This window comes from Marivita cryptomonadis, from assembly GCF_002115725.1.
Taxonomy (GTDB): Bacteria; Pseudomonadota; Alphaproteobacteria; order Rhodobacterales; family Rhodobacteraceae; genus Marivita; species Marivita cryptomonadis.
Genome location: NZ_JFKD01000014.1, coordinates 20525 through 43745, shown reverse-complemented (window position 1 = coordinate 43745; position 23221 = coordinate 20525). Strand labels below are relative to the sequence as shown.

The following is a 23221-nucleotide window of genomic DNA, read 5'->3' as shown; positions in this document are numbered from 1 at the left end:
TCTTCTACGCCGCATCGAGGGCGCGCACATCACGGGGCATAATGGTAAGGCGGCAGGTTTTTTCACATGGATATCACCTTTCTTCTGAACGGAGAGAGCGTGGAGCTGCGAGACGTGTCCCCCACGGCAACGCTGCTCGATTGGCTGCGCGACGAGCGCGGACTCACCGGCACCAAGGAAGGCTGTAACGAAGGCGATTGCGGGGCCTGCACCGTCATGGTCACCGACGCCCGCAGCGCTCGCGCCCTCAATGCCTGCATCCTCTTTCTGCCCCAACTTGACGGGTGCGCGGTGCGCACGGTCGAGGGCATCGGCGGCCCGGATGGCCACCTTCACCCGGTGCAACAGGCGATGATCGACCATCACGGCTCGCAATGCGGCTTTTGTACGCCGGGGTTCGTCGTGTCGATGGCCGTGGCGCATCTTAACGGTGACCAGAACCATGACGATGCGCTGGCCGGCAACCTGTGCCGCTGCACCGGCTACGCCCCGATCATCCGCGCTGCACAAGCCGCCAGTGACCAGCCCGTGCCCACCTGGATGACAGACACGCCCCCTGCTTCTTTGGGCTCGAAAATACCTTCGGGGGGTCTGGGGGGCAGACAGCCCCCCAGCCTATCCGCCCCTGAAACGCTGGACGATCTCGCCACCGCCTACGCCGCCCGCCCGGACGCAACTTTGATCGCAGGCGCGACGGATGTAGGGCTTTGGGTGACCAAATCGCTGCGCGATCTGGACGATGTGATCTTCCTCAACCGCTGTACGGACCTGCAACAGATCGACGAAACCGACGAAAGCTTGCGCATCGGCGCAGGTGTAACGATGGACCGGGTTCTGGGCGCCGTCCAAGACCTGCACCCATCTTACGCCGAAATGATCCGCCGCTATGGCTCTGCGCAAGTGCGCGCGGCGGCGACCATCGGTGGTAACATCGCCAATGGCTCGCCCATCGGGGACAATCCGCCCGCGCTGATCGCGATGGCGGCGACGCTGCATCTTCGCGCAGGCGATCACAGCCGCGATATGCCACTTGAAGACTTCTTCATCGACTACGGCAAACAGGACCGCGCCAAAGGCGAATTTGTCGAGGCCGTCACAATCCCGCGCCACGCGCCGGGGCTGAAAGTCTACAAACTGTCCAAACGCTTTGATCAGGACATTTCCGCCGTTTGCGGCGCGTTCAACATCACCGTTTCTGATGGCACAATCACAGACGTCCGCATCGCCTTTGGCGGCATGGCTGGCATCCCCAAACGCGCCCGCACCGTTGAGGCCGCCTTGATTGGCTTGCCGTGGTCCGAGACCACAATACGCGCTGCGATGACCAAGATGGCCGAAGACTACGCGCCCCTGTCGGACATGCGCGCCTCTGCGGATTACCGTCTGCACGCAGCGGAAAACATGCTCTTGCGCTACTGGCACGAGGATCAGGGGATCGCGTCCAATGTGTTGGAGGTGACGGCATGACAGTCGCAAAACCCCTCCCCCATGACGCCGCACATCTGCATGTCACCGGACAAGCCCGCTATGTGGATGACATCCCAACGCCGAAAGACACGCTGCATCTGGCCTTTGGCCTAAGCACCATCGCTGCAGGTCGCATCACCGCGATCAACCTCGAAGCGGTGCGCGCCGCCCCAGGTGTGGTGGGTGTTTGGGAAGCCAAGGACCTGCCCAGCGACTGCGATTGTTCGCCGTCGAACCATGATGAGCCGATGCTGTCGGGGGCCACGATCCACTATCTCGGCCAGCCCGTTTTCCTTGTCGCCGCCACCAGCCATCTTGCCGCCCGCAAGGCAGCAAGACTGGGTCAGATCAGCTTTGCCGAACGCGACGCGATCCTGACCATCGACGAGGCGCTGGCCGCCGACAGCCGTTTCGAGGACGGCCCCCGCATCTGGGAAAAAGGCGATGCGGGCGAAGCCATCGACACTGCCCCGCGCCAGATCAGCGGCGTGATCGAAATGGGTGGGCAAGAGCATTTCTACCTCGAAGGCCAATCTGCCATGGCCCTGCCGCAGGAAGGCGGTGACATGGTCGTACATGCCTCAACCCAGCACCCGACCGAAATTCAGCACAAGGTCGCGCACGCCCTACACCTGCCCATGCACGGTGTCCGGGTCGAAACCCGGCGCATGGGCGGCGGGTTCGGCGGCAAGGAAAGCCAAGGCAACGCGCTGGCGATTGCCTGCGCCGTAGTGGCGTCCGCGACCGGCAAACCTGCCAAGATGCGCTACGACCGCGACGATGATTTCATGATCACCGGCAAGCGCCATGATTTCCGCATCGCCTACCGCGTCGGATTCGATGATCACGGCGTGATTTCCGGCATCGAGTTCGAGCAATACACACGCTGCGGCTGGGCACAGGATCTGTCGATCCCAGTGGCCGACCGCGCCATGCTGCACGCCGACAACGCCTATCACTTGCCCCACGCGCGGATCGAAAGCCACCGGCTCAAGACCAACACCCAAAGCGCCACCGCCTTTCGCGGCTTTGGCGGCCCGCAAGGGATGCTGGGCATGGAGCGAGTGATGGACCACATCTCCCATGATCTGGGGATGGACCCGGTCGCGGTGCGGCGGGCGAATTACTATGCGGCCGAGGTCGAGGGGGGCCAGCCCCCCACGCCTTCGGCGCCCCCCCGGAGTTTACCGGGCAAGATGAAGCAGCAGGACATCGCCTCGCGCGGGTCCGAGGAATTGGTTGAGAACACGGGCGCGACAGGCGCTATTGCAGGGCAGACCACGCCTTATGGGCAGGTGGTCGAAGATTTCATTCTTGACCGGATGACCGACCGCTTGCTTTCGTCGTGTGAATACGATGCACGACGTGCGGCAGTGTCTGACTGGAACGCAAGCAATGCCATCATCAAGAAGGGCCTCGCCTTTTCTCCGGTAAAGTTCGGGATCAGCTTTACACTGACCCATCTCAATCAGGCAGGGGCACTGGTGCATGTCTACCAGGATGGCTCAATCCACATGAACCATGGTGGCACCGAGATGGGACAGGGCTTGTTCCAGAAGGTGGCGCAGGTGGCCGCCGATCGGTTTGGCGTGCCACTGGAGATGGTCAAGATCACCGCGACCGACACCGGCAAGGTGCCGAACACGTCTGCGACCGCTGCCTCCAGCGGGTCTGATCTGAACGGTATGGCGGTCAAAGCGGCCTGCGACACGATCCGCGACCGCATGGCGAACCATCTGGCCAGCCTGCACCAATGCGGTGCGCGCGATGTGGTGTTTGCAGGTGGGCAGGTGACTGTTCAGGGCGAAAGCTACAGCTTCGCAAAGGTCGCGCAGATGACGTATGAGGCGCGGATCAGCCTGTCGGCGACAGGCTTTTATCGCACGCCAAAGCTGAGTTGGGACCGGATCAAGGGACAGGGTCGCCCGTTCTTCTATTTCGCCTACGGCGCTGCGGTGAGCGAAGTGGCGGTCGACACGCTGACCGGCGAATACCGCATCCTGCGCAGCGACATTCTTCATGACGCCGGAACGTCGTTGAACCCGGCCCTCGACATCGGGCAGATCGAAGGCGGGTTTGTGCAGGGCGCGGGTTGGCTGACGACAGAAGAACTGGTCTGGGACGCGACCGGTCGTTTGCGCACCCATGCGCCTTCAACCTACAAGATCCCCGCCTGCTCGGATCGGCCTGATGTGTTCAACGTGGCCCTCTGGGGCGGGGCCAACCGCGAGGAGACGATCTATCGCTCCAAGGCGGTGGGAGAGCCACCCTTCATGCTGGGCATGTCGGTGTTTCTGGCCCTGTCAGACGCTGTGGGGTCTTGCGGTGACGGCTACCCGGCGCTCGACGCGCCTGCGACACCAGAACGGGTGCTGGCGGCCATCGAAAGGGTGCGTGATGGCGTTTGATCTTACTTCCCTGCACGCCGCCATCGCGGCACATGGCCAAGTCGCCCGCGTGGTGATCGCCGAGGTGCAGGGCTCGTCCCCGCGCGAGGTGGGGGCTGCGATGCTGGTCTGGGACGGTGGCCAATCGGGCACCATCGGCGGCGGCGCGTTGGAATATCAGGCGGCGCAACAGGCCTTTTCCCGAGAGGGGTTCAGCCGACATCCGTTGGGGCCGGAACTGGGCCAATGCTGCGGCGGTGCAGTAACGCTCCTGACCGAGATCTACGATGCCAACCGCCTTGCCACACTGGACGGCGAAACTGTCATTGCCCGTGGCCCGAGCGAGATGCCTCTGGCTGTCAAACGCCTGACCACCTGCGCCCGCAATCAGGGCGTGGACCTGCGCCCGCGCATGGTGCAGGGCTGGTTCGTGGAGCCTGTGGCACAGCCGACGACACCGCTTTGGATCTGGGGGGCGGGACATGTCGGGCGGGCCTTGGTCGATGTGCTGCATCCGGTACCCGAGATCGAAATCACTTGGGTCGATACCGCCCCCAACCGCTTTCCCGACACGATCCCAGAGCGTGTCAACGCCCTGCCCGCCAGCGATCCGCTGCGCGTCGTCCCGCATGCGCCAGGCAACGCTGCACATCTTATCTTGACCTATTCCCACGCGCTGGACCTGAGCCTGTGTGATGCTCTGATGCGTCACGGGTTCGAATTCGCAGGTCTGATCGGGTCCGACACGAAATGGGCGCGGTTCACATCCCGACTTCGCAAGATGGGGCACCCAGACGCCCAAATTTCTCGCATTTGCTGTCCGATTGGGCAAAAGTCCCTTGGCAAGCATCCTCAGGCGATTGCAGTTGGGGTCGCAGCACAACTATTGAGCCTTTCAACGACCAAAGCAGGTGCCCTGTGCCCGACGACCTCCTTCGCCTTTCAGGCTTGACCAAAGCCTATCCCGGCGTCGTCGCCAATGACGACGTGTCCTTCGACATCCGCGAAGGCGAAATCCACGCGTTGCTGGGCGAGAACGGCGCAGGAAAATCCACGCTGGTCAAGATGATCTACGGGCTGGTGAAACCGGACAAGGGCAGCATGACGCTGCGCGGCGCGCCCTATGCGCCATCAGAGCCCAGTGCCGCGCGCAAATCCGGGGTCGCGATGGTGTTTCAGCACTTCTCGCTCTTCGACGCGCTCGACGTGGCCGAGAACGTGGCGCTGGGGATGGAGAACCCGCCACCCCGCCGCGATCTGGCCAAACAGATCCGCGAGGTTTCGGAAACCTACGGCCTTCCGCTTGATCCGTCCCGCACCGTCGGCACGCTCTCGGCAGGTGAACGGCAACGGGTCGAGATCATCCGCTGTCTTCTCCAAGATCCGAAGCTGCTGATCATGGACGAGCCGACCTCGGTTCTGACCCCGCAAGAGGTGGAGATCCTGTTCCAGACCCTGCGCAAGCTGAAATCCGAGGGCACAGCGATCCTGTATATCAGCCACAAGCTCGAGGAAATTCGCGCGCTTTGCGATCACGCGACGATCCTGCGGTTGGGCAAGAAGGTCGCCACCTGCACACCGTCCGAGACCACCGCGCGCGCAATGGCGGAAATGATGATCGGGTCGAGCTTTGCATCCCCAGCCGCCAAACACACCACACCGGGCGAGGTGCTTTTGCGGGTCGACAACCTGACCATGCCCGCCCCCGGCGCGTTCGGCACCCCGTTGCGCGGCATCAGCTTTGAACTGCGCGCGGGCGAAGTTCTGGGCTTTGGTGGGGTTGCTGGCAACGGGCAAGATGAACTCTTGCTGGCGCTGTCGGGCGAACGGACCACCAAACGCGGCACGATCTGGGTCAAGGGTGCGGACATAAGCCGCGACGGGCCGATAGACAGACGCGCAGCGGGCTTTCTGACCGCGCCTGAGGAACGTCTGGGCCATGCTGCAGCACCCAATATGAGCCTGACGGAAAACGCGGTTCTGACCGCAGGACGCCGCCAACATCTGGTGAAAAAGGGCTTCATCAATTGGGGCCGCGCGGATCGGTTTGCCGAAGACGTGATCAAACGCTTTGACGTGCGCACCCCAGGCACCCATGTGGCCGCGCGCGCATTGTCGGGTGGCAACCTGCAAAAGTTCGTCATCGGGCGCGAGGTGGCGCAGGATCCTGATATCCTCGTTGTGAATCAGCCGACTTGGGGCGTGGATGCCGCGGCCGCAGCCGCGATCCGACAAGCATTGCTCGATCTGGCGTCGAAAGGTGCCGCGATCCTTGTGGTCAGTCAGGATTTGGACGAGCTCTTGGAAATCTCGGACCGCTTTGGCGCTCTCAACGAAGGACGCCTTTCGGCCCTCAAGCCGGTTGTTGACCTGAATATGGAAGAGATCGGCCTGATGATGGGCGGTGCGCATGATATGGAGGTGGCCCATGTTGATGCGTGACGCCCTTGCCGAAATTCGGCGTACCGGGACATCCGTGCTTTTGCATATTTTTGAAAAGAAGAAGCCAGCAGGTTGCTCTATCCTGCCCGCTTCTTCTTTTTCCAAATATGCACATTCCAACGACAGCCACCTCGCGACACGGGAGAGGTGCAGATGATCCGTCTCGAAAAACGCCCGCAGCCGTCGAAAGCCTGGACCGTCGCAACGCCGATCCTTGCGGTGATCCTGACGATGATCTTTGGTGGCATCATGTTCGGCCTGATCGGCACATCGCCTTTCGAGGCGATCCGGACAATCTTCTGGGATCCCCTGTTCCACCCGCAGTTCGCGAATTTCTCGCGACCGCAACTGCTGGTCAAGGCAGGACCGTTGATCCTGATCGCCATCGGCCTGTCCATCGGGTTCCGGGCTGGCATCTGGAACATCGGGGCCGAAGGCCAGTACATCATGGGTGCGATCTGCGGGGCAGGTGCAGGACTTGCGCTTTATCCGATGGACTCGGTGCTGATCCTGCCGCTGATGATCGTTGCGGGTGCCTTGGGCGGTTGGGCCTGGGCGATGATACCCGCGTTGCTTAAAGTCAAATTCGGCACCAATGAGATTCTTGTGTCCCTAATGCTGGTCTACGTGGCCGAGAACCTGCTGGCCTCAGTGTCGTCCGGCATCCTGCGCAACCCCGAAGGCATGGGGTTTCCCGGCTCGCGCAACTTGTCACAATGGTCGTCGTCACAGAACCTCGAACTGATCCCGAACACGGGCATGCATCTGGGTGTGCTGACAGCCTTTATTGCGGTGATCCTCGCCTATGTGCTGCTGACCAGGCATATTCAGGGCTTCAACATCCGCCTGACCGGAGAGGCCCCGCGTGCCGCGAAATTCGCAGGTGTGTCACCCGCACGTACCATTCTGTTCTGCCTCGGCCTTGCGGGCGCATTGGCCGGGATGGCTGGACTGTTCGAAGTGACGGGGCCGGCGGGCCAAGTCAGCATCGACTTCGGATCGGGCTACGGGTTCACCGCGATCATCGTGGCCTTTCTGGGCCGTCTTCACCCGGTTGGCATCCTGCTGGCAGGGCTGCTCATGGCGCTGACCTATATTGGCGGTGAGTTGGCGCAGTTGATGCTGGGCGTACCGGGCGCGTCGATCCAGTTGTTCCAAGGGATGCTGCTGTTCTTCCTGCTCGGGGTGGATGTTTTGACCAACTACCGTGTGCGGATCGGCAAGGGAGAGGTGTCAACATGAAACGCACGGATATGATGCCAATAGGCATGGGGATCATGATGGGTGCGATGGTGTTGATGATGCTGCATGGCGTGTTGACCGGCGACGGTGGCGCATCGGGCCTGCTTTTTGTGCTTGCCCATGTGGCGGTGTTCGGGCTGGCCGCGGTGGGCGTCGCCTTTGGACTGCATCGGCGCTGGCCTGTGCTGGCGCGTGTGTTGCGCCATCGCCCGTCGTGGCGACATATCTGGCTGATGTCGGGTGTGGCGGTTTTTACTGCCGCTGTCATTCACCTGACACACGGAGCTCCCGTATGGACCTGAGCAACATCAACCCCGTCCTTCTGATCGCCTCGATCATGATCTCGGCCACTCCGATCCTTCTGGCCGCCATCGGGGAAATGGTGGTCGAAAAGTCGGGAGTTCTGAACCTCGGTGTCGAAGGCATGATGATCACCGGCGCTGTGATCGGCTTTATCGTGGCAATCAACACCGGCGCGCCGCTGCTGGGCTTTGCCACCGCCGCGATTGCGGGCGCTCTGCTGTCGCTGACCTTTGGCGTGCTGACGCAGGTGTTCCTGTCGAACCAGGTTGCCACCGGGCTGGGCCTGACACTTGTGGGGCTTGGCCTGTCTTCGTTGCTGGGCAAACCCTACGAGGGGCAGAAGACCGTCACTCTGCCCAAGCTCGACATCCCAATCCTGAGCGACCTGCCCGTGGTGGGCCGGATGCTTTTTTCGCATGACATCATGGTTTATATCAGCCTGTGCATCGTGGTCGCCGTCTGGGCATTCCTGAAATACACCCGCGCAGGTCTGATCCTGCGGGCTGTCGGTGAAAGCCACGAAAGCGCGCATGCCTTGGGCTACAAGGTGATCCGCGTGCGCCTGCTGGCCATCATGTTCGGCGGGGCCTGTGCCGGGCTAGGCGGCGCCTACCTAAGCCTTGTGCGCGTTCCGCAATGGACCGAGGGCATGACGGCAGGCGCAGGCTGGATCGCACTGGCCATCGTGGTCTTTGCAAGCTGGCGCGCGGGACGTGTTCTGATCGGCGCATATCTTTTCGGCGGCATCACCGTGTTGCAGCTGAATTTGCAAGCCGCTGGAATGACATGGGGGGTGCAGTACTTGTCCATGTCGCCATATCTGATAACGATCCTTGTGCTTGTTTTCATCTCGTCCAACCGCAGCCGCAGCAGCCATGATGCGCCCGCAAACCTTGGACAGACCTTCCATGCGACCCGGTGATAAAATCGGGCGTACTTACTCAAACGGGGCCGCTGCCGCCCCACCAACCGGGAGACTACCTATGATCCGCAGAACCTTACTTGCGACAGCCGCCGCAGGCCTGACATTGGCCTTTGGCGCACCCGCCATGGCGCAAGACGTGACCAAGGCATGCTTTGTCTATGTCGGCCCCATCGGCGACGGTGGCTGGACCTATCAGCACCACCAGGGCGCGTTGGCCGTCAAGGAAGAGTACGGCGACAAGGTCGAAATCGCGTGGCAGGAAAGCGTGCCGGAAGGCGCCGACGCCGAACGTGTTATCACCCAGATGGCGCTGTCGGGCTGCAATATCATCTTCACCACGTCCTTTGGCTACATGGACCCGACCAACAATGTCGCGGCCAAGTTCCCGGACGTGAAGTTCGAGCATTCCACCGGCTACAAGCGCGAGCATCCGAACGTATCGACGTATAACGCGCGGTTCTACGAAGGCCGTGCCGTAGTTGGCCACATCGCTGGCAAGATGACCCAGACCAACAAGATCGGTTACATCGGCTCCTTCCCGATCCCCGAAGTAATCATGGGCATCAATTCCTATTACCACCACGCCAAGCTGGCGAACCCGGATGTAGAGCTGGTGGTGACATGGGCCTACACATGGTTTGACCCCGCGAAAGAGGCGGATGCGGCACGCGCCATGCTCGATCAGGGTGTCGACGTAATCACCGCACACACCGACTCCACCGCGCCGCTGGCCGAGATCGCCAAGGAAGGTGGTTCTGCATGGGGCTTTGGTCAGGCATCTGACATGGCGGCCTTCACCACCAATGATGACGGCACCCCCGGCCCCCGCATCGCCTCTATCATCGACGAATGGTCGCCCTACTACGTCAAGCGCGTGGGCCAGTTGATGGACGGGTCCTACGAGCAGATCGACAGCTGGGCGGGCATGCCCGAGGGTGAAGTGGTCATCGGCACGATGAACGATGCCATCCCAGATGATGTGAAAGCCGAGGCGCAGGCAATGATCGACGCCATCACCGCTGGCGAATACCACCCGTTCACCGGCCCGATGAACAAGCAGGATGGCTCTGCTTGGCTTGCCGAAGGCGAGACTGCTGATGACGGCACTCTGCTGGGCATGAACTTCTACGTCGAAGGCATCACCGGCGACATCCCGAACTGATCGGGGCGCACAGGTCTTGAACAGGAAAAGCCCCGCAATGCGGGGCTTTTTTCCGTTTGGCGCCCCTGTCTTTTCAGCACATGTGCGCTGATCCAAAACTTTGCTTGACCAAAGGGCAATTGCACGCGACCCTGAAGCCCTTTTCTACGGGCCTGTCAGAGGACTGGGTCGGGAGGAGCTATTTGTTAAAATTCTTCAAAGCGATTTCACTCGCTCTTTTAATATTCACAGGAGGTCCCAGCATGGCTTTTGGCGGTTCACTCGTTCTGGCCTCAGCGCTCGAAGGACGCCTTCTCGACGGTGAGGGTGGGCACCCGGTGTCCGGCGTAACGATCAAGCGGAACTGGTCGTGGGCCTGGACCAATCGCGAGGGCTCAGACGAAACCGTGACAGATTCCGAGGGACGGTTTCGGTTTCAAGAGGTCGTCGGTCGCAGCCTCACTGCAAAATTCGTCCCACATGAACCCAACGTGCGTCAGGAAATCACAGCCGAATTGCCGGGGGGCAGCCTGACGCTCTTGAGCCTGCAAAAGTCGAATTACGAGACGAATGGCGAACTGGGCGGGAAGCCGCTGCGCATCGCTTGCCGCACAGATCTGGAGCCAGATGCCCGCGGTTTCTTTTGGGGGACTTGCGAGTACGATCCATAAATTCGAAATCCACAGTTTTATTCATAGGAACACATTATGTCGTCAGGATTATTGATCACACCCACCATTGCGTCCACGCTGGCTGATGCCGTCTACGGGATACGTCAAGTTGCCGATGTTCGCCAAGGCACGGCGGAACGGCTTGGCGCTGTGACCCCCGGTCTTGAAGGGCCGCAACCCACTGGCGCAGTCGAAACCTTTGACAGCTTTGATCTGTCCGGCAGTGCAGTGGCCGGGCGCTCTGGCGCCGGAATGTTTGCCTCCAAAACAGGGTTTGGAATGGTTGTGCCGGGCAAAGGAAAACACTCGGGCGACATCGCAGTTGTCTGCCGGGGCACCGCCATCAATCAGGACTGGTTGTCAAACTTCAACGCTGCTGTGTCTGTTGGTCCGGGTGGCCTACCCGTGCATACGGGGTTTTGCCGTGTCTACAACTCTATGGTCGAGGGAATTGAAAATGCCTTGCGCGGCAGCAACCCAAGCACGATCCACGTAGTCGGTCACTCACTTGGTGGCGCTATTGCAAACCTTTTTGCCATGCGCTTTGCCTTGCAGAAACGCGCCAATATTTGCCTTTACACGTTTGGCGCGCCTCGTCCGGGAACACCCCCCTTCGTGTTTCGTATGCACACCGCGATTCCCAACGGCAACATCAAGCGTGTTTACGCCATGTCGGATGTCGTCCCGATGCTGCCGATCTTTCCGTTTTATCACGCTCCAATGAACCCCGGAGGACTTCGTGTTGACCGCGGTGGGCAACTTCTTTCGATAAACTCACACTTCATGTCGAACTATAAACCAGCGGTGTTCCTGAAAAACTGGAACGAGCTCACCTCTGACAGTGCGCAGATTGAAGACAAGAAAAGCATCGACTTCTGGGTTGGCAAAGCCTGTTCCGCCCTGCCGATGAGCACACTGGGCATCTGGGCATTGGGCAACGCCATTAAAGGTATACTCAGCCTCATGGGGACCGCAGTCGGCGGCGTTGTGACCGCTGGCCTTACGCTGGTGGATAGTATCGCGCAGATGATCCACAAGGGGATCAAGTTGGGGGAGCTCGTGGCAGACGCGGTTCGGAAACTGATCAGTGGCATCTCGCATTTTCTCGGTCGTGCAATAAACACGGCAGAAGATTTGACCCTTGGCTTTCTGAAATATGTGCTCGGGCTTCTCTTCGGTTTCATCGCGACGATTGCACGACGGGCCATCGACAGCATCAGGTGACCGCAAAGCTCACCTCGATCAAAGATCGACCAAGCGTACAGGGCAATGCTCGGGCGCTTGGCGTTTTGCTCCAGATGGCGGCGGGTGAAGACCTGGATCAGGTCAGGGCAACACTGGGCCTCGCGTTGTCAGTGGTCCTGCGCCCTGAGGCAATCCTGCAATGCAACGTGGGCACCGTAGGCGACAAGGCTGCCATCCGCTCAAAATTGGCAGGTCTTCGCATCGCCACTCTCTTGACTCTTCCCGCGTCCTCCGGCCCCTTCGCTCCAAACCTCATAGGAGCCATTCATGCACCCGTTTCACGATGAGCTGAAAAAACGCCTCGTGCGCTATTGCGCCATCGACAGTCAGGCGGACATGGACAGCCGCATGGCTCCATCCACTGAATGCCAGCACGACATGCTTGACCTGATGGTCACCGAACTGACCGGGATGGGTGCACAGGACGTGACCAAAACAGCCTATGGCACCGTAATCGCCACGATCCCCGGCACTGCCCCCGGCCCGACCCTCGGGTTCCTCGCCCATGTGGACACCGCCCCGCAGTTCAACGCCACGGGTGTCAAACCCCGCGTGATCGAAGGCTACAACGGCGGGGTGATCACTTATCCCGACGATCCCGATCTGCTGCTGTCGCCAGACGACTTCCCCTATCTCGCGGACAAGGTCGGGGATGACATCGTCACCGCCTCCGGCCTGACCCTGCTGGGCGCGGATGACAAGGCGGGCGTCGCCATCGTCATGACAGCCGCGCGGCATCTGTTGCAGAACCCACAGATCAAACGCCCCACGATCCGGGTGGCTTTTACCCCGGACGAAGAGATCGGGCGTGGCGTCGATCCCAAGCTGCCCGTCGATCTGGGTGTCGATTTCGCTTACACCTTCGACGGCGGCGATCTGGGCGAAGTCACCTATGAGACCTTCTCAGCCGATTTCGCCGTGGTGACTGTGACCGGCGTGTCGATCCATCCGGGCTGGGCCAAAGGTAAACTGGTGAACGCCATTCACCTTGCGTCCAAGATCATCGACACCCTGCCACAAGTCACCATGACGCCCGAGACCACGGATGGGACCCAAGGCTTTATCCACGCTGTCGACATGAAAGGCAGCGCCGACCACATGGAGCTGCGCTTTATCCTGAGGGATTTCGAACGCGACGCGCTGGACGCCAAAGGCGCGCTTTTGCGGCAGGTCTGTGACACCATCGCCGCCACCGAACCCCGCGCCCAGATCACCTGCACCATCACCCCGCAATACCGCAATATGCGCTATTGGCTGGAGAATGACATGACACCGGTCACGCTGGCCCGAGAGGCATTGGCCGATCTGAACATCCCCGAAATTTCGGCCCCCATCCGCGGAGGGACCGATGGATCGCGACTGACGGAAATGGGGGTGCCTTGCCCAAACCTTTTTACCGGCATGCAAAACGTGCACGGACCACTTGAATGGGTGTCCGTTCAGGACATGACGAAAGCCACGGACCTGTGCCTGCGCATTGCGGAACGTGCGGCGCAGACTGACTAAGGATACTTAATCGTCGTCTGACCAGCGCTTCATGTAGTCGGTCTGGTACACGCCGCCTTGCGCCTGTTCGGTCAACGGCTTGCGCACGGCGTAGTGCAGGATCACCGGAGACCCGGCAGGAAGTTCGCCCCGGATACGCGGGCGCACGCCAGTTTCGTTCGGGTTCGTCGTCCGCGCCGTCTTGGCGGCATGAGCTGGGCGGATCGGCTGCAACAACAGGTCGAGCACCTCGTACCCCATCGCCTTTTGCCAGAACCCGTACACCATTTCGGGTGTGATCTGGTAGAAGCCGTGATTGATCCAGTTGTTGCAGGGCGAATGCCCGATCAGAACACCACCGGGGCGCAGCATCCGGTCGATATTGCGATAGGCGGTGGGCAGTTCGAACACATGTTCGCAGGTGCCCCCGTCATAGATCACATCGAACCGCGCGGTCAGGTCCTCACCAACAGGTTGGGTCAGGTCGTGGATGACACTCGCGTTCTCGAAATCCGAGAAATCGAGGGAATCCACGCTGTCGAAACCCAGCTTCGCAAAAAACGTCTCGCTGTAGGCATTGTCCGGGTTGCGCAGATCATCCTCGGTCAGGCCCGGCAGATGGGTGGCGATCGCCGCTTCGAAATCCTTGGCCGATTGCCCCCGTCGGCTGCCAACAAAGCCTTGTCGTCCCAACATGAGAAACGCCCCGCCAAGCTGATGTCCCTTGACGGTTTCGATCAGCAACGTGCCCAACGTATCCGGTATCGACATGGAATTTTCTCACCAATCACAATTGATCGGCACCATCCGCCGGGACGCAGGGCAATGCAACCCGCCCCTTCCGATAGCGAAGCACAGCGATGCGCGAAAACACCATGCGTTGAGCGCGCTTAGTCTCCGCTCTGCACCGATTGCAAATAGCCCACCAGATCAGCGATCGGTTCGGACACCAGCATCGGCTGCCCGTTGGGAAGTTTCATCGGGGTATTGGCGACCCCTTCGAAATAAGGGCCATAGACCGGCATGGGCGATCCGTGACTGACCAGAGGGTCGGTCCCGTCGATCCGTTTCAGCACCCGCTCCAGCGGAAAGGCGCCCCCGTTGCGCGACGCCAGCGCGGTAAGGTCGACAGGCTGCAAAACCAACGCACCTGCCAATGGCCCCTGCCCCTTGGCATCGGCACCGTGACAAGTGGCACAATGGGTCTGGAACAATGCGCGCCCGTGATCGACATCCTGCGCCACGGCAGGCGCAGCAGTCAGGGCAAGTAGGGTGAGGCAGGCAAAAGAACGTCGCATGGAAAACACTCCGTCTGACGAAAGATAACGCAATCCTGCACGAGATGCTGCAATCCCGCGTTGATCCGGATCAATCCTTTTGAGGTCTGGCTCAAACGCTCTAGCTTTAGACCATTGCAGCACGAGGATTTGCCATGCGTCGCCTGTTCTTGATCCTTCTTCTAAGCCTTGCCAGCCCGGCCATATCGCAAGACACCGACCTTGAACTGGTGCTGCTTGCAGATGCGTCGGGCTCCATCGACCAGCGCGAGATCGACTTTCAACGCCAGGGCTACGCGCAGGCAATCACTGATCCCGAAGTGCTCGCAGCCATTGCCAACACCGCCTATGGCAGCATTGCCGTCACCTATGTTGAATGGGCCGCCAATCAGGCGGTGGTCGCCGACTGGACGCGCATCGACGGGCCGGAGAGTGCAACGCTCTTCGCCGCTGAATTGCTGAACAAACCGCGACAGGCCTATGGGCGCAACGCCATCGGGGCGGCGCTGCTCGAAGGGTTGCGGCTGATGGACACCAACGACTTCGACGGCTGGCGGCGGGTGATCGACTTTTCCGGCGACTCCGTGCGCAGCTATTCCGGCCCGTCCATTGCCGAAGCCCGTGCAACCGTGGTGGCCGCTGGCGTGACCATCAACGCCCTGCCGATCCTGCGCCCTGACGATCCGGGCCGCGCGCAAGGCGGGCTTGAGGCGCAATACGAGGCGCAGATCATCGGCGGGTTGGGTGCATTTGTCGTGACAGCCGAAAATCGCGATTCATTCGCCGAGGCGGTCAAACGCAAGCTGATCCTGGAGATTTCGGGCGAAATGCCGTCGCGCGAGGTGGCAGAGGCGCAAAGGCTCTTCGAAGAGCCTTAGACCGCGATTTCGAAATCGCAGCGCAAGCCTCTTCGAAGACGCTTTACTCGTCCAGCGACCCGTGCACAGCCAGCAGCGCCATGTCCGCCTCTTGTGGTTCGATCACACGGAACGCTTCTTTGACACCCGCTTCAGTCAACTCGCGGCTGACGGTAAGCAACGTATTCGGCGCATGTTCATCACAGAGTTCGGCCATATGCGCGATCTCAGCCTCGGCCACCGGACGCGCGGCGTCAATCGACGGAGCGCCATACATATCCACGAAATGCTGCGCGAGTCCCTGCACCAGAGCCTCATGCTCTGCCGGCTCCATCTGCGTCACGGCAACAAAGCTCACCCGACCATAGGTTTCCGCCCCAAGCCAGCCATTGGAAAACGCCTGTTTCGCGCGGCCCACCAGATCGCCTTCGGACCAGTTGGAAAACTCGAACCCTCCCGAGACGCACCATTCGCCGGTACGGGCCGGAGAATGAAAGACGCGCTGGTCGCTTTCGTCGAAATGAATGGCACGAGCAAGTTTCATTTGCGGATCTCCAAAAGGTCGGTCACCGGCAAGAGCATGGTCTGCCCGTCGGTCCGAAGCAAGAGGCCAAGCTTTTCATCAAGCCCCAGAAAGTGCCCGGATTTGCCAAGGAAGGTGCCGTCCTGCCCCATCCCATGCGCCAGACCGGACCATTCGGTGTGAAGCGGACTCATGCCCTCGTCTTCCCACCGGCTGATCCAGTTCAGCAGGTGCCGCGACCAGCTTTCCAGCAGGTCAGTCGGCGTCAGGTCACCGCAGCCTTCGCTCATCAGGTCGGTCTCGTCCGGCGTGTCGCCGCCCGCCACGTTCGGCCGGGCAAAGACAAGTTCGAACCCGGTGACAAGCCATCCCGGCTCAGCGCCCGTGTCAGCGGTATCCGTCGCTGCGCGCAGCCCACCGCACACCGCCCCGTTCACCCGGATCGGCCCATCCCAGCACAGATGCACGGCAAGTTCAGACGGCCCCAAGGCACCCAGCGCGTTCTGCAGCGCCACCCCGGTCAGCGGCAGCATCGCCGCCGCGTCCGCAAGCGCCACTTCGGGGGCCAGCACGATGGCAGCGCTCAACCGTTCTGGCGTCACGTCGTAAAGGATTGTCCCTGCATCGCAGCCATTTGCCGCCTCGGAACAGGCTGCCTCGAACGGGTCCGCCCCCGCCGCATTGATGCCCTGCATCAGCGGCGGGAACATCGGGCCAGAGGTCATGCCTTGCCAGCGGCGATCAGCGTGCGGGCCAAGTCGCGGAACGCTCCGGCCTGTGCGCTGTCGGGCTTGGACACAACGATGGGCGCGCCCCCGTCTGCCGCCTTGCGGATATCAAGATGCAGCGGGATTTCCGCCAAAAGCGGCACCCCGATCTTGGCCGCCTCTGCCGCCACACCGCCATGGCCGAAGATGTGTTCTTCGTGGCCGCAATTGGAGCAGATATGCGTCGACATGTTTTCGATCAGACCGACAATCGGCACGTTCATCTGGTTGAACATGTCGATCCCCTTGCGGGCATCCAGAAGCGCGACGTCCTGCGGCGTGGACACCACAACGGCACCGTCCACATAGGCTTTCTGCGATAGGGTCATCTGCACGTCACCGGTGCCCGGCGGCAGGTCAACCAGCAGCACATCCAGTGCGCCCCATTGCACCTGCATCAGCATCTGCTGCAACGCACCCATGAGCATCGGACCACGCCAGACCACCGCCTGACCTTCATTGACCATCAACCCCATCGACATCATCGTCACGCCGAAATTGCGCATCGGCAGAATGATCTTGCCATCCGGGCTGGCGGGACGCCCCGACACACCCAGCATGCGCGGCTGGCTCGGACCGTAGACATCCGCGTCGAGCAAGCCAACGCGGCGGCCTTCGGCGGCCAGCGCACACGCGAGGTTGGCAGAGACCGTGGATTTGCCCACGCCCCCTTTGCCCGAAGCAATCGCCAGAATGCGATCCACACCGGGAATTTTCTCGGGCCCGGCCGGTTTCGGCTTGGCCCCGCCTTTGAGGTCAGGCGGCGCTTTTGGCGCGGAATGCGCGGTCATCACCGCCGATACGGAAGACGCGCCCAGCGCCTTGACCGCGTCCTCGGCAGCCTGCCGGACCGGGCCATAGGCCGTTGCCTGATCCGGGGCCACCTCGACGACAAAGCGCACCGCGTCACCATCGACGTTGAGCGCACGCACGATGCCTGCGGCCACGATATCCTGACCCGAAGCAGGGTCAGTCACAGCTTTCAGCGCGGCTAGAACCGCGTCACGTGTCAGCGCCACGGTCAGTCCTGTCCCTTGATCGTGCCAGTTACGACATGCTCGAAATCGAGCCCGTCAATCGTCAGCACGACCTTCGCATCAAAGGTCTTGCCGCTGGTGTTTGCGTCGCGCATCGCCTCTTCGATCGCCTGCTGGGACGTGACCCCAACCTGCTTGAGAAACTTGCGCATGGACATGTTGAAATCATCGCTCATCGGTATTCTCCCTTGGGCGTCCCCTCGTTCTTTGCGAGGTGAAGCGTTGACGGGTGTAAGCCAGCGCAAGTAGGCTTTCAAGCGAGGAGGCGCTGTAGAATGACCGCGACCATACATCTTTGGCGTTTCAGCCTCGGCGCGATTGCCGCCGTGTTGCTGATGCAACCTGCCCAAGCGCAGGACAAAACCTTCACTCTGGCCGCGCCGGATGCGCTTTTAGACAGCGGATTGCTCAAATTCATCCTGCCCCGGTTTTCGCTCAAGACCCAAACGCGGATCACGTTAGCAGAGCCAGGCACCCCCGCCGATGCACAGTTCGGGGATCTGGGGATTATCGCGTTTGCGGGGCTGGACACAGTTTGGAAGTTCGACGCGGGCGACGACCCGGACGCCCAGCGCTTTGCCGATTGGTTGCGCTCGGATGTGGGGCGCAACACGGTCGACAGCTATCAGGTGGACGGGGTTGCGCCCTTCAACTCAGAGATCAAGGTCGAAAAAGTGGTGGTCCAGATCACCTATGACGGCGACGTGCTGCGCGGCGAGGAAGTCTCGCTGTCACATTGCGGGCGCTGCCATGTGGTGAGCGACAAGAACCGCATGAACTCCATTGGTTCCACCCCGTCCTTCGCCGTGCTGCGCACGCTGCGCGATTGGGAGGACCGCTTTCAGGCCTTCTATGTGCTGAAACCGCACCCCGCCTTTACCCAGATCGAAGACGTGACCGAGCCGTTCGATCCAACACGCCCGTCACCCATCGCGGCCGTCGAAATGACGCTGGACGATCTGGAGAACATCATGGCCTTCGTGCAGGGCATCGCGCCAGCGGATCTCGGTCGGCCGGTTCAGTCAATGCAGGACTGACAGGCAAGGAAGCGCCCTTCGAAGGGCACTTCACCCGCGATTTCGAAATCGCGGGTGAAGCGCGTTCAAACGCGCTTGCCAAGCCGTTTCGAAACGGCTTCCCCGCTCAATGATCCTTGCGTTTCGAGTACGGCGTCTCTTTCAGGTAATCATCCGTCGTGCGTGGAATGCGCGGCTCGCCCAGTGCGAACGGGTTGTTCTTCGAATGGTACTGCGCCTGAATGCGGCAATTGTCGCACATCTGGATCATCTTCGCCGCGTCGCTGGTGGCGAACATTGAATGCTTGCCCGCCAGCTTTTCGGTGATCTTTTCGATGGTCGATTTCACCCCGAACAGCGCGCCGCATTCGATACAAGCGAATGGCTCCTCTTCGTTCAGCACCACCTGGCTGAACGCCGCATCGGTGAGGTTCATCCGCGGCTCGAGCGTGATCGCGGTCTCGGGACAGATCGTGGCACAGATCCCGCATTGCAGGCAGGCGTCCTCTTGGAACAGCAATTGCGGCAGGTCCGGGTTGTCGCCCAGAGCACCGGATGGGCAAAGCGACACACAGCTCAGGCACAATGTGCAGGAATCTGTGTTGACCAGTACCGCACCGTAGGGTGCGTTTTCCGGCAGTGGCAGGATCTCGGCCTCGGGCATCATCGCCTTGGCGGCCACACGCGCCACCTGACGACGTGTCCCGATGGGCAGGCTGGGGGATGCGACGGGCTTCGGCGCAGCACCGACGTAAAGGTGATCGCTCAGCGCGTCGGGATCGACCATGTCGATCACCTGCACGCGGCCGCCACCAGACAGAGCATTGGCCAGCATCGCCTCATGTTCTGGCGTATCCCGTTCGGTGCGCGGGGCGAGCAAAACATCGACCGACGCAAAGCCACAACTGAGCGCGGCCATCATCTCGGCATGGCCAAAGGCGGCCAGACTGTCCATGGCAAAGGGAATCACGTCCGCAGGCAGACCCCGGCCAAACCGCGCGGAAAGGCTGATCATTTCGCCGCCGTGATCGGCATCATGGACCAGTAGACGCGGCGCGGTTCCACCCGCCTTGCGATAGGTCGAGGACAGCGCATCCAAGCGCCGGAACACCGCCGAGACCGGCGGCGCATCATAGGCGATGGCCCCGGACGGGCACAACGCAGCACAGGCGCCGCAGCCCGCGCAGACCATCGGGTCGATGGCGACATGATCACCGTCCGATGTGATCGCACCCGTGGGGCAGATGTTGAGACATTTGGAACAGCCTGTCTGTTCGGCTCGGCTGTGGGCGCACAAAGCAGGCTCCAACGCGATATAAAGCGGCTTTTCGAACGTGCCGACCATCTGCGCCGCCTCGGCCAGAACCGCTGCAACAGCAACGGGCTGGCGCGGATCGGCCCGCAGATACCCTTCGCGCTTGTGTGGCGCGGGCACCATGGCGGTATCACCTGTCAGGTCGACCACCACGTCGCATTCCGACACCGCGCCGTCCTTGGGATCGCTGAACGCAAACGCGCCGCGCCCGCCGGGCAACAGTTGCGCGAACCCGTTGATCCGCACTTCGAACTGCCCAAGCGCTCCGTTCAGATTGCGCACCTGTCCGCGCACGACGTCGAACCGACGGTCGAGCGGCACATCCGATGTGTCCGTTTGCAAAACGGTCACGGCAAGCGTGTCACACAGTTGCGCCGCGGCGGCGAACACCGCCTCGCCCGCGCCGACGATCAGGCATGTGCCTTCGCTGATGACATCCACGACCTTGGGTGCGGGAAGGGTCAGTGCCGCTTCGGCCGCCAACGCTGCCTGTTTCGGCCCGGCCTTGGCGCCCTGATCACTCCACCCGGCGCGGTCGCGGATATCGACGAAGCCCGGCGCATCGACGCCCAGCTCTTCGGCCAGCATCTCGAAAAATGCGCTTTCCTGCGCGCAGGCGATCATGACGTCCCCGGCCTCGATCGCCTTGGCGGCGGCTTCGGTCTGGGTGCCGCAAAGGTTGGTATACACCTTTGACGGATCAAGCGATGCGACGCCGCCAATGGCGGTGGCGTCGACGGTCTGGCTGCCAAGGCAGTCACAAAGAAGCAGTCTGGTTCCCATGTTGGCCCTTTCGCGGCGGTTGCCCGCGTGGTCTCTTTTCGTTGGTTGATATTTGGACATACCCAAGGGCTATGCTAGGCAGATGTCAACCGCGCCCGTGAAGCCGGATTGGGAGGACAAGAGTTTGACCACGACAGACACCCGTTCCATCGACATGCCGGTGGGCGTTGTGATGCAGCGCCGCCCCGGTGTGACCCGATGGCAGAAATGGGCCTATGCGCCCATCGCACTTTTGCCCGGTGCCGGGCCTGCGCATTGGAAAATGTTGCGCGAAGAAGGCGATATTTCCGAATATCATGTGGGCACCCGCACGCTGACACTCTGGCGCACCGATGCCGAAGCCTACCGCATCGGCCTCGCAGAGCAAGTGGTCTGCGCGTATGTCGTGCTGCAACCCTCCGACGACGAATGGCCCTACAAGGTCAAGCTGATCACAGCCAATCCGCATGAGGCGATGCAATACACCGATGGCGGCGAGGACGTCGTCGAAAAAGTCCCGATGCCCCCTGCCCTTGTGGCGTGGGTGCAGGAGTGGACCGACCTGCATTTCGTGGAAGAGCCGTTCGTAAAACGCAAGCGCAAGCGGTATCTCGAAGACAAGGTCGAAGACGGCAAAGGCGATCCGCGCATTGCACAGGTCAGCGACGTCTATCGCGCGCCGTCCAGCGCCCGGAAGGCGCGCGAGTCATGAGCCGCGGGTCGGATTTCTGGTCCCGCCGCAAGGCGCGGGTCGAAGCAGAGCAAGCCGAAGAGGCCCGCCGCGCCGAAGCTGTCGAAGTCGAGGCGCAGCAGAAGCAGCTTGAAGAAAAGACAGACGCCGAGATCCTAGAAGAGTTCGGCCTCCCCGATCCGGACAACCTCGAACCCGGTCAGGACATCGCGGGTTTCATGAACAAGGCAGTCCCCGAACGCCTGCGCCGCCGCGCGATGCGGCAGTTGTGGCGGCTCAATCCGGTGCTGGCCAATCTGGACGGTCTGAACGATTACGATGGCGATTTCACCAATGCCGCGACCGACGCGCCGGGGGTCAAAACCGCCTATCAGGTGGGCAAGGGATTGCTGCGCCATGTGCAGGCTTTGGAGGAACAGGAGCGGGCCAAAATCGCGGCGCAGTCTGGCGAACACGTTGATACCCCACAGAATCTGTCGGAAATCAGTCTGGCCGAGACAGACTGCAAAACATCTGCGGAAAATGAATCTATTCCGGAAATTATGCAGGAAGATGCAATTGCCGCACCCGCATCTGCGACCATGGTCGTAGGCCTGAGCGACGGGTCTGAATATGCCAACGGCACACCGTTGGATACAGTATCCGAGGAACCTATGCGTCCACGACGGATGCGATTCAGAATTGAAAGTGAGACAGGATGACAATGAGCGCGGCTCAGACCTCGCCATCGGTGTCAGAAGAAGACCGCCTTCGCGCGGACCTTTACAATTATCTTGGCCTGATCCTGTCGGCGCCGCCCGATGAGCTTTTGCTGGCCCAAACTGCGGGTCTGACTGGCGACGATACCGAATTGGGTCAGGCGATCACGCGGCTTGCAGATTGCGCCCGGACCACGAAACCGCAACAGGCGGAACGCGAATTCAACAAACTGTTCATCGGTTTGGGCAGGGGCGAATTGCTGCCCTATGCCAGCTTTTACCTGACGGGTTTTCTGCACGAAAAGCCGCTTGCCGTGCTGCGCAGTGATCTGTCGGCGCGCCGGATCGAACGCGCGCCCAATGTCTATGAACCCGAAGACAACATCGCCACACTGATGGAAGTGATGGGCGGTTTGATTGTCGGGCGTTTTTCCACATCGTCCTCGCTTGAAGATCAAAAGACGTTCTTCAACCGGCACATCGCGCCTTGGGCGGGACATTTCTATGCCGATCTGGAAACCGCAAAAACCGCGATGCTCTATAGCGCCGTCGGATCTGTGGGAAAGGCATTCATGACCATCGAACGCGAAGCGTTCAGACTGACCCCGGCCTAAACCGGGATTGCACCTGACGGGCAACCGTCGCCCTGCGGCACACGCGCCGCACCAAACAGGAAGAAGGGAGGAACCTTCCATGACTGAGAAAACCGAGGCGTCCGCAAGTCGCCGTGATTTTCTGAAACTGGCAGGCACCGCAGCCCCGGCTGCTGTCGCGGCAGTTGCCGTGTCCGGCACCCAAGCCGAAGCGGCGGAAACGCCCAAGGCAGACGGTCGGATGCAGGACACTGCACATACGCGCGCCTACCTCGCCAGTACCCGGTTCTAAGACCTCGTACATCACCTCCTCTGTGATCCGGGTCGCCTCGGATACAGATCGCAACCCAGCCGACGGCGCGACGCGCCACAGGTAG

24 protein-coding genes are annotated in these 23221 nt (G+C 61.2%); 17 read left to right on the top strand and 7 right to left on the bottom strand.

All coding sequences use genetic code 11. From position 1 onward, the window contains the following. Positions 1-66: 66 nt before the first annotated feature. The 11 genes from xdhA to pepT all read left to right on the top strand — a co-directional run bounded on the left by xdhA (position 67) and on the right by pepT (position 13329). Entirely contained in the window at positions 67-1467 is a 1401-nt protein-coding gene (gene xdhA / locus MCRY_RS15445) for a xanthine dehydrogenase small subunit (protein WP_085631493.1), read from the top strand. Continuing rightward, positions 1464-3875 carry a xanthine dehydrogenase molybdopterin binding subunit gene (gene xdhB, locus MCRY_RS15440; RefSeq protein ID WP_085631491.1) on the top strand — a complete coding sequence of 804 codons (2412 nt, stop codon included), beginning with the start codon at positions 1464-1466 and terminating at the stop codon, positions 3873-3875. The genes xdhA and xdhB overlap by 4 nt, the downstream gene beginning before the upstream one ends. Further along, entirely contained in the window at positions 3865-4806 is a 942-nt protein-coding gene (gene xdhC, locus MCRY_RS15435) for a xanthine dehydrogenase accessory protein XdhC (protein ID WP_085631489.1), read from the top strand. The genes xdhB and xdhC overlap by 11 nt, the downstream gene beginning before the upstream one ends. Further along, a complete protein-coding gene (locus MCRY_RS15430) occupies positions 4773-6296 on the top strand; it encodes an ABC transporter ATP-binding protein (RefSeq protein WP_085631487.1) in 1524 nt (507 codons plus the stop codon). The genes xdhC and MCRY_RS15430 overlap by 34 nt, the downstream gene beginning before the upstream one ends. A gap of 153 nt (positions 6297-6449) precedes the next feature. Then, the gene (locus MCRY_RS15425) at positions 6450-7538 is read left to right on the top strand and encodes an ABC transporter permease (protein ID WP_085631486.1); all 1089 of its coding nucleotides are present in this window, start codon (positions 6450-6452) and stop codon (positions 7536-7538) included. Further along, positions 7535-7840, top strand: a complete 306-nt coding sequence (locus MCRY_RS15420) for a hypothetical protein (RefSeq protein WP_085631484.1) — start codon at positions 7535-7537, stop codon at positions 7838-7840. The genes MCRY_RS15425 and MCRY_RS15420 overlap by 4 nt, the downstream gene beginning before the upstream one ends. Continuing rightward, on the top strand, positions 7831-8763 hold the full coding sequence (locus MCRY_RS15415) for an ABC transporter permease (RefSeq protein ID WP_171046002.1): 933 nt from the start codon (positions 7831-7833) through the stop codon (positions 8761-8763). The genes MCRY_RS15420 and MCRY_RS15415 overlap by 10 nt, the downstream gene beginning before the upstream one ends. A 61-nt stretch (positions 8764-8824) precedes the next feature. After that, a complete protein-coding gene (locus tag MCRY_RS15410; RefSeq protein WP_085631483.1) occupies positions 8825-9928 on the top strand; it encodes a BMP family ABC transporter substrate-binding protein in 1104 nt (367 codons plus the stop codon). Between the two features lie 242 nt (positions 9929-10170). After that, positions 10171-10578 (top strand): DUF6795 domain-containing protein, encoded by a 408-nt coding sequence (locus MCRY_RS15405; protein ID WP_085631481.1) that lies wholly within the window; start codon positions 10171-10173, stop codon positions 10576-10578. Positions 10579-10614: 36 nt separating this feature from the next. After that, positions 10615-11802 carry a lipase family protein gene (locus MCRY_RS15400; RefSeq protein WP_085631480.1) on the top strand — a complete coding sequence of 396 codons (1188 nt, stop codon included), beginning with the start codon at positions 10615-10617 and terminating at the stop codon, positions 11800-11802. A 288-nt stretch (positions 11803-12090) separates the two neighbouring features. Next, positions 12091-13329, top strand: a complete 1239-nt coding sequence (pepT, locus tag MCRY_RS15390; protein WP_085631476.1) for a peptidase T — start codon at positions 12091-12093, stop codon at positions 13327-13329. A gap of 6 nt (positions 13330-13335) precedes the next feature. Here pepT and MCRY_RS15385 read toward each other — a convergent pair whose 3' ends face one another. Together MCRY_RS15385 and MCRY_RS15380 are read right to left on the bottom strand one after the other, a co-directional pair. Continuing rightward, positions 13336-14079 (bottom strand): methyltransferase domain-containing protein, encoded by a 744-nt coding sequence (locus MCRY_RS15385; RefSeq protein ID WP_085631474.1) that lies wholly within the window; start codon positions 14077-14079, stop codon positions 13336-13338. Between the two features lie 119 nt (positions 14080-14198). After that, positions 14199-14606: a cytochrome c gene (locus MCRY_RS15380; protein ID WP_085631472.1), complete on the bottom strand. Its 408-nt coding sequence runs from the start codon at positions 14604-14606 to the stop codon at positions 14199-14201. A 134-nt stretch (positions 14607-14740) separates the two neighbouring features. Here MCRY_RS15380 and MCRY_RS15375 point away from each other — a divergent pair, with 134 nt between their 5' ends. Further along, complete coding sequence (locus MCRY_RS15375; RefSeq protein WP_085631470.1) at positions 14741-15463, top strand: DUF1194 domain-containing protein; 723 nt, start codon at positions 14741-14743, stop codon at positions 15461-15463. A 43-nt stretch (positions 15464-15506) separates the two neighbouring features. On the opposite strand, the gene MCRY_RS15370 is transcribed toward MCRY_RS15375, so the two are convergent. The 4 genes from MCRY_RS15370 to MCRY_RS15355 are packed head-to-tail and all read right to left on the bottom strand — an operon-like array spanning position 15507 to position 17945. After that, positions 15507-15986: a DUF6505 family protein gene (locus MCRY_RS15370; protein WP_085631468.1), complete on the bottom strand. Its 480-nt coding sequence runs from the start codon at positions 15984-15986 to the stop codon at positions 15507-15509. Next, entirely contained in the window at positions 15983-16690 is a 708-nt protein-coding gene (locus tag MCRY_RS15365) for a biotin/lipoate--protein ligase family protein (RefSeq protein WP_085631466.1), read from the bottom strand. Before MCRY_RS15365 ends, MCRY_RS15370 begins: the two co-directional genes overlap by 4 nt. Then, complete coding sequence (locus MCRY_RS15360) at positions 16687-17751, bottom strand: Mrp/NBP35 family ATP-binding protein (RefSeq protein WP_085631464.1); 1065 nt, start codon at positions 17749-17751, stop codon at positions 16687-16689. Before MCRY_RS15360 ends, MCRY_RS15365 begins: the two co-directional genes overlap by 4 nt. A 2-nt stretch (positions 17752-17753) precedes the next feature. Next, positions 17754-17945, bottom strand: a complete 192-nt coding sequence (locus tag MCRY_RS15355) for a DUF6494 family protein (RefSeq protein ID WP_085631462.1) — start codon at positions 17943-17945, stop codon at positions 17754-17756. Positions 17946-18044: 99 nt separating this feature from the next. Between MCRY_RS15355 and MCRY_RS15350 the strand changes: the two genes are divergently transcribed. After that, a complete protein-coding gene (locus MCRY_RS15350; RefSeq protein ID WP_238939739.1) occupies positions 18045-18806 on the top strand; it encodes a hypothetical protein in 762 nt (253 codons plus the stop codon). 106 nt (positions 18807-18912) lie between these two features. Here MCRY_RS15350 and MCRY_RS15345 read toward each other — a convergent pair whose 3' ends face one another. Beyond that, positions 18913-20883, bottom strand: coding sequence for a 4Fe-4S binding protein (locus MCRY_RS15345; RefSeq protein ID WP_085631460.1), 1971 nt, complete (start codon positions 20881-20883; stop codon positions 18913-18915). A gap of 124 nt (positions 20884-21007) precedes the next feature. Between MCRY_RS15345 and MCRY_RS15340 the strand changes: the two genes are divergently transcribed. The 4 genes from MCRY_RS15340 (at position 21008) to MCRY_RS15325 (ending at position 23136) form a co-directional block, all read left to right on the top strand. Continuing rightward, positions 21008-21574, top strand: coding sequence for a DUF3305 domain-containing protein (locus MCRY_RS15340; protein WP_238939864.1), 567 nt, complete (start codon positions 21008-21010; stop codon positions 21572-21574). Next, positions 21571-22254, top strand: coding sequence for a DUF3306 domain-containing protein (locus MCRY_RS15335; RefSeq protein ID WP_085631458.1), 684 nt, complete (start codon positions 21571-21573; stop codon positions 22252-22254). Before MCRY_RS15340 ends, MCRY_RS15335 begins: the two co-directional genes overlap by 4 nt. Further along, positions 22251-22865, top strand: coding sequence for a TorD/DmsD family molecular chaperone (locus MCRY_RS15330; RefSeq protein ID WP_085631457.1), 615 nt, complete (start codon positions 22251-22253; stop codon positions 22863-22865). The genes MCRY_RS15335 and MCRY_RS15330 overlap by 4 nt, the downstream gene beginning before the upstream one ends. Positions 22866-22944: 79 nt before the next feature. After that, positions 22945-23136, top strand: coding sequence for a ubiquinol-cytochrome c reductase iron-sulfur subunit N-terminal domain-containing protein (locus tag MCRY_RS15325; RefSeq protein ID WP_085631455.1), 192 nt, complete (start codon positions 22945-22947; stop codon positions 23134-23136). Positions 23137-23221 lie beyond the last annotated feature (85 nt).

Excerpts from the sequence above, each read along its gene's own strand:
- xdhA (WP_085631493.1), top strand. The coding sequence starts at position 67 with ATGGATATCACCTTTCTTCTGAACGGAGAGAGCGTGGAGCTGCGAGAC.
- xdhB (WP_085631491.1), top strand. The coding sequence starts at position 1,464 with ATGACAGTCGCAAAACCCCTCCCCCATGACGCCGCACATCTGCATGTC.
- xdhC (WP_085631489.1), top strand. The coding sequence starts at position 3,865 with ATGGCGTTTGATCTTACTTCCCTGCACGCCGCCATCGCGGCACATGGC.
- MCRY_RS15425 (WP_085631486.1), top strand. The coding sequence starts at position 6,450 with ATGATCCGTCTCGAAAAACGCCCGCAGCCGTCGAAAGCCTGGACCGTC.
- MCRY_RS15420 (WP_085631484.1), top strand. The coding sequence starts at position 7,535 with ATGAAACGCACGGATATGATGCCAATAGGCATGGGGATCATGATGGGT.
- MCRY_RS15415 (WP_171046002.1), top strand. The coding sequence starts at position 7,831 with ATGGACCTGAGCAACATCAACCCCGTCCTTCTGATCGCCTCGATCATG.
- MCRY_RS15410 (WP_085631483.1), top strand. The coding sequence starts at position 8,825 with ATGATCCGCAGAACCTTACTTGCGACAGCCGCCGCAGGCCTGACATTG.
- MCRY_RS15405 (WP_085631481.1), top strand. The coding sequence starts at position 10,171 with ATGGCTTTTGGCGGTTCACTCGTTCTGGCCTCAGCGCTCGAAGGACGC.
- MCRY_RS15400 (WP_085631480.1), top strand. The coding sequence starts at position 10,615 with ATGTCGTCAGGATTATTGATCACACCCACCATTGCGTCCACGCTGGCT.
- pepT (WP_085631476.1), top strand. The coding sequence starts at position 12,091 with ATGCACCCGTTTCACGATGAGCTGAAAAAACGCCTCGTGCGCTATTGC.
- MCRY_RS15385 (WP_085631474.1), bottom strand. The coding sequence starts at position 14,079 with ATGTCGATACCGGATACGTTGGGCACGTTGCTGATCGAAACCGTCAAG.
- MCRY_RS15380 (WP_085631472.1), bottom strand. The coding sequence starts at position 14,606 with ATGCGACGTTCTTTTGCCTGCCTCACCCTACTTGCCCTGACTGCTGCG.
- MCRY_RS15375 (WP_085631470.1), top strand. The coding sequence starts at position 14,741 with ATGCGTCGCCTGTTCTTGATCCTTCTTCTAAGCCTTGCCAGCCCGGCC.
- MCRY_RS15370 (WP_085631468.1), bottom strand. The coding sequence starts at position 15,986 with ATGAAACTTGCTCGTGCCATTCATTTCGACGAAAGCGACCAGCGCGTC.
- MCRY_RS15365 (WP_085631466.1), bottom strand. The coding sequence starts at position 16,690 with ATGACCTCTGGCCCGATGTTCCCGCCGCTGATGCAGGGCATCAATGCG.
- MCRY_RS15355 (WP_085631462.1), bottom strand. The coding sequence starts at position 17,945 with ATGAGCGATGATTTCAACATGTCCATGCGCAAGTTTCTCAAGCAGGTT.
- MCRY_RS15350 (WP_238939739.1), top strand. The coding sequence starts at position 18,045 with ATGACCGCGACCATACATCTTTGGCGTTTCAGCCTCGGCGCGATTGCC.
- MCRY_RS15345 (WP_085631460.1), bottom strand. The coding sequence starts at position 20,883 with ATGGGAACCAGACTGCTTCTTTGTGACTGCCTTGGCAGCCAGACCGTC.
- MCRY_RS15335 (WP_085631458.1), top strand. The coding sequence starts at position 21,571 with ATGAGCCGCGGGTCGGATTTCTGGTCCCGCCGCAAGGCGCGGGTCGAA.
- MCRY_RS15330 (WP_085631457.1), top strand. The coding sequence starts at position 22,251 with ATGACAATGAGCGCGGCTCAGACCTCGCCATCGGTGTCAGAAGAAGAC.
- MCRY_RS15325 (WP_085631455.1), top strand. The coding sequence starts at position 22,945 with ATGACTGAGAAAACCGAGGCGTCCGCAAGTCGCCGTGATTTTCTGAAA.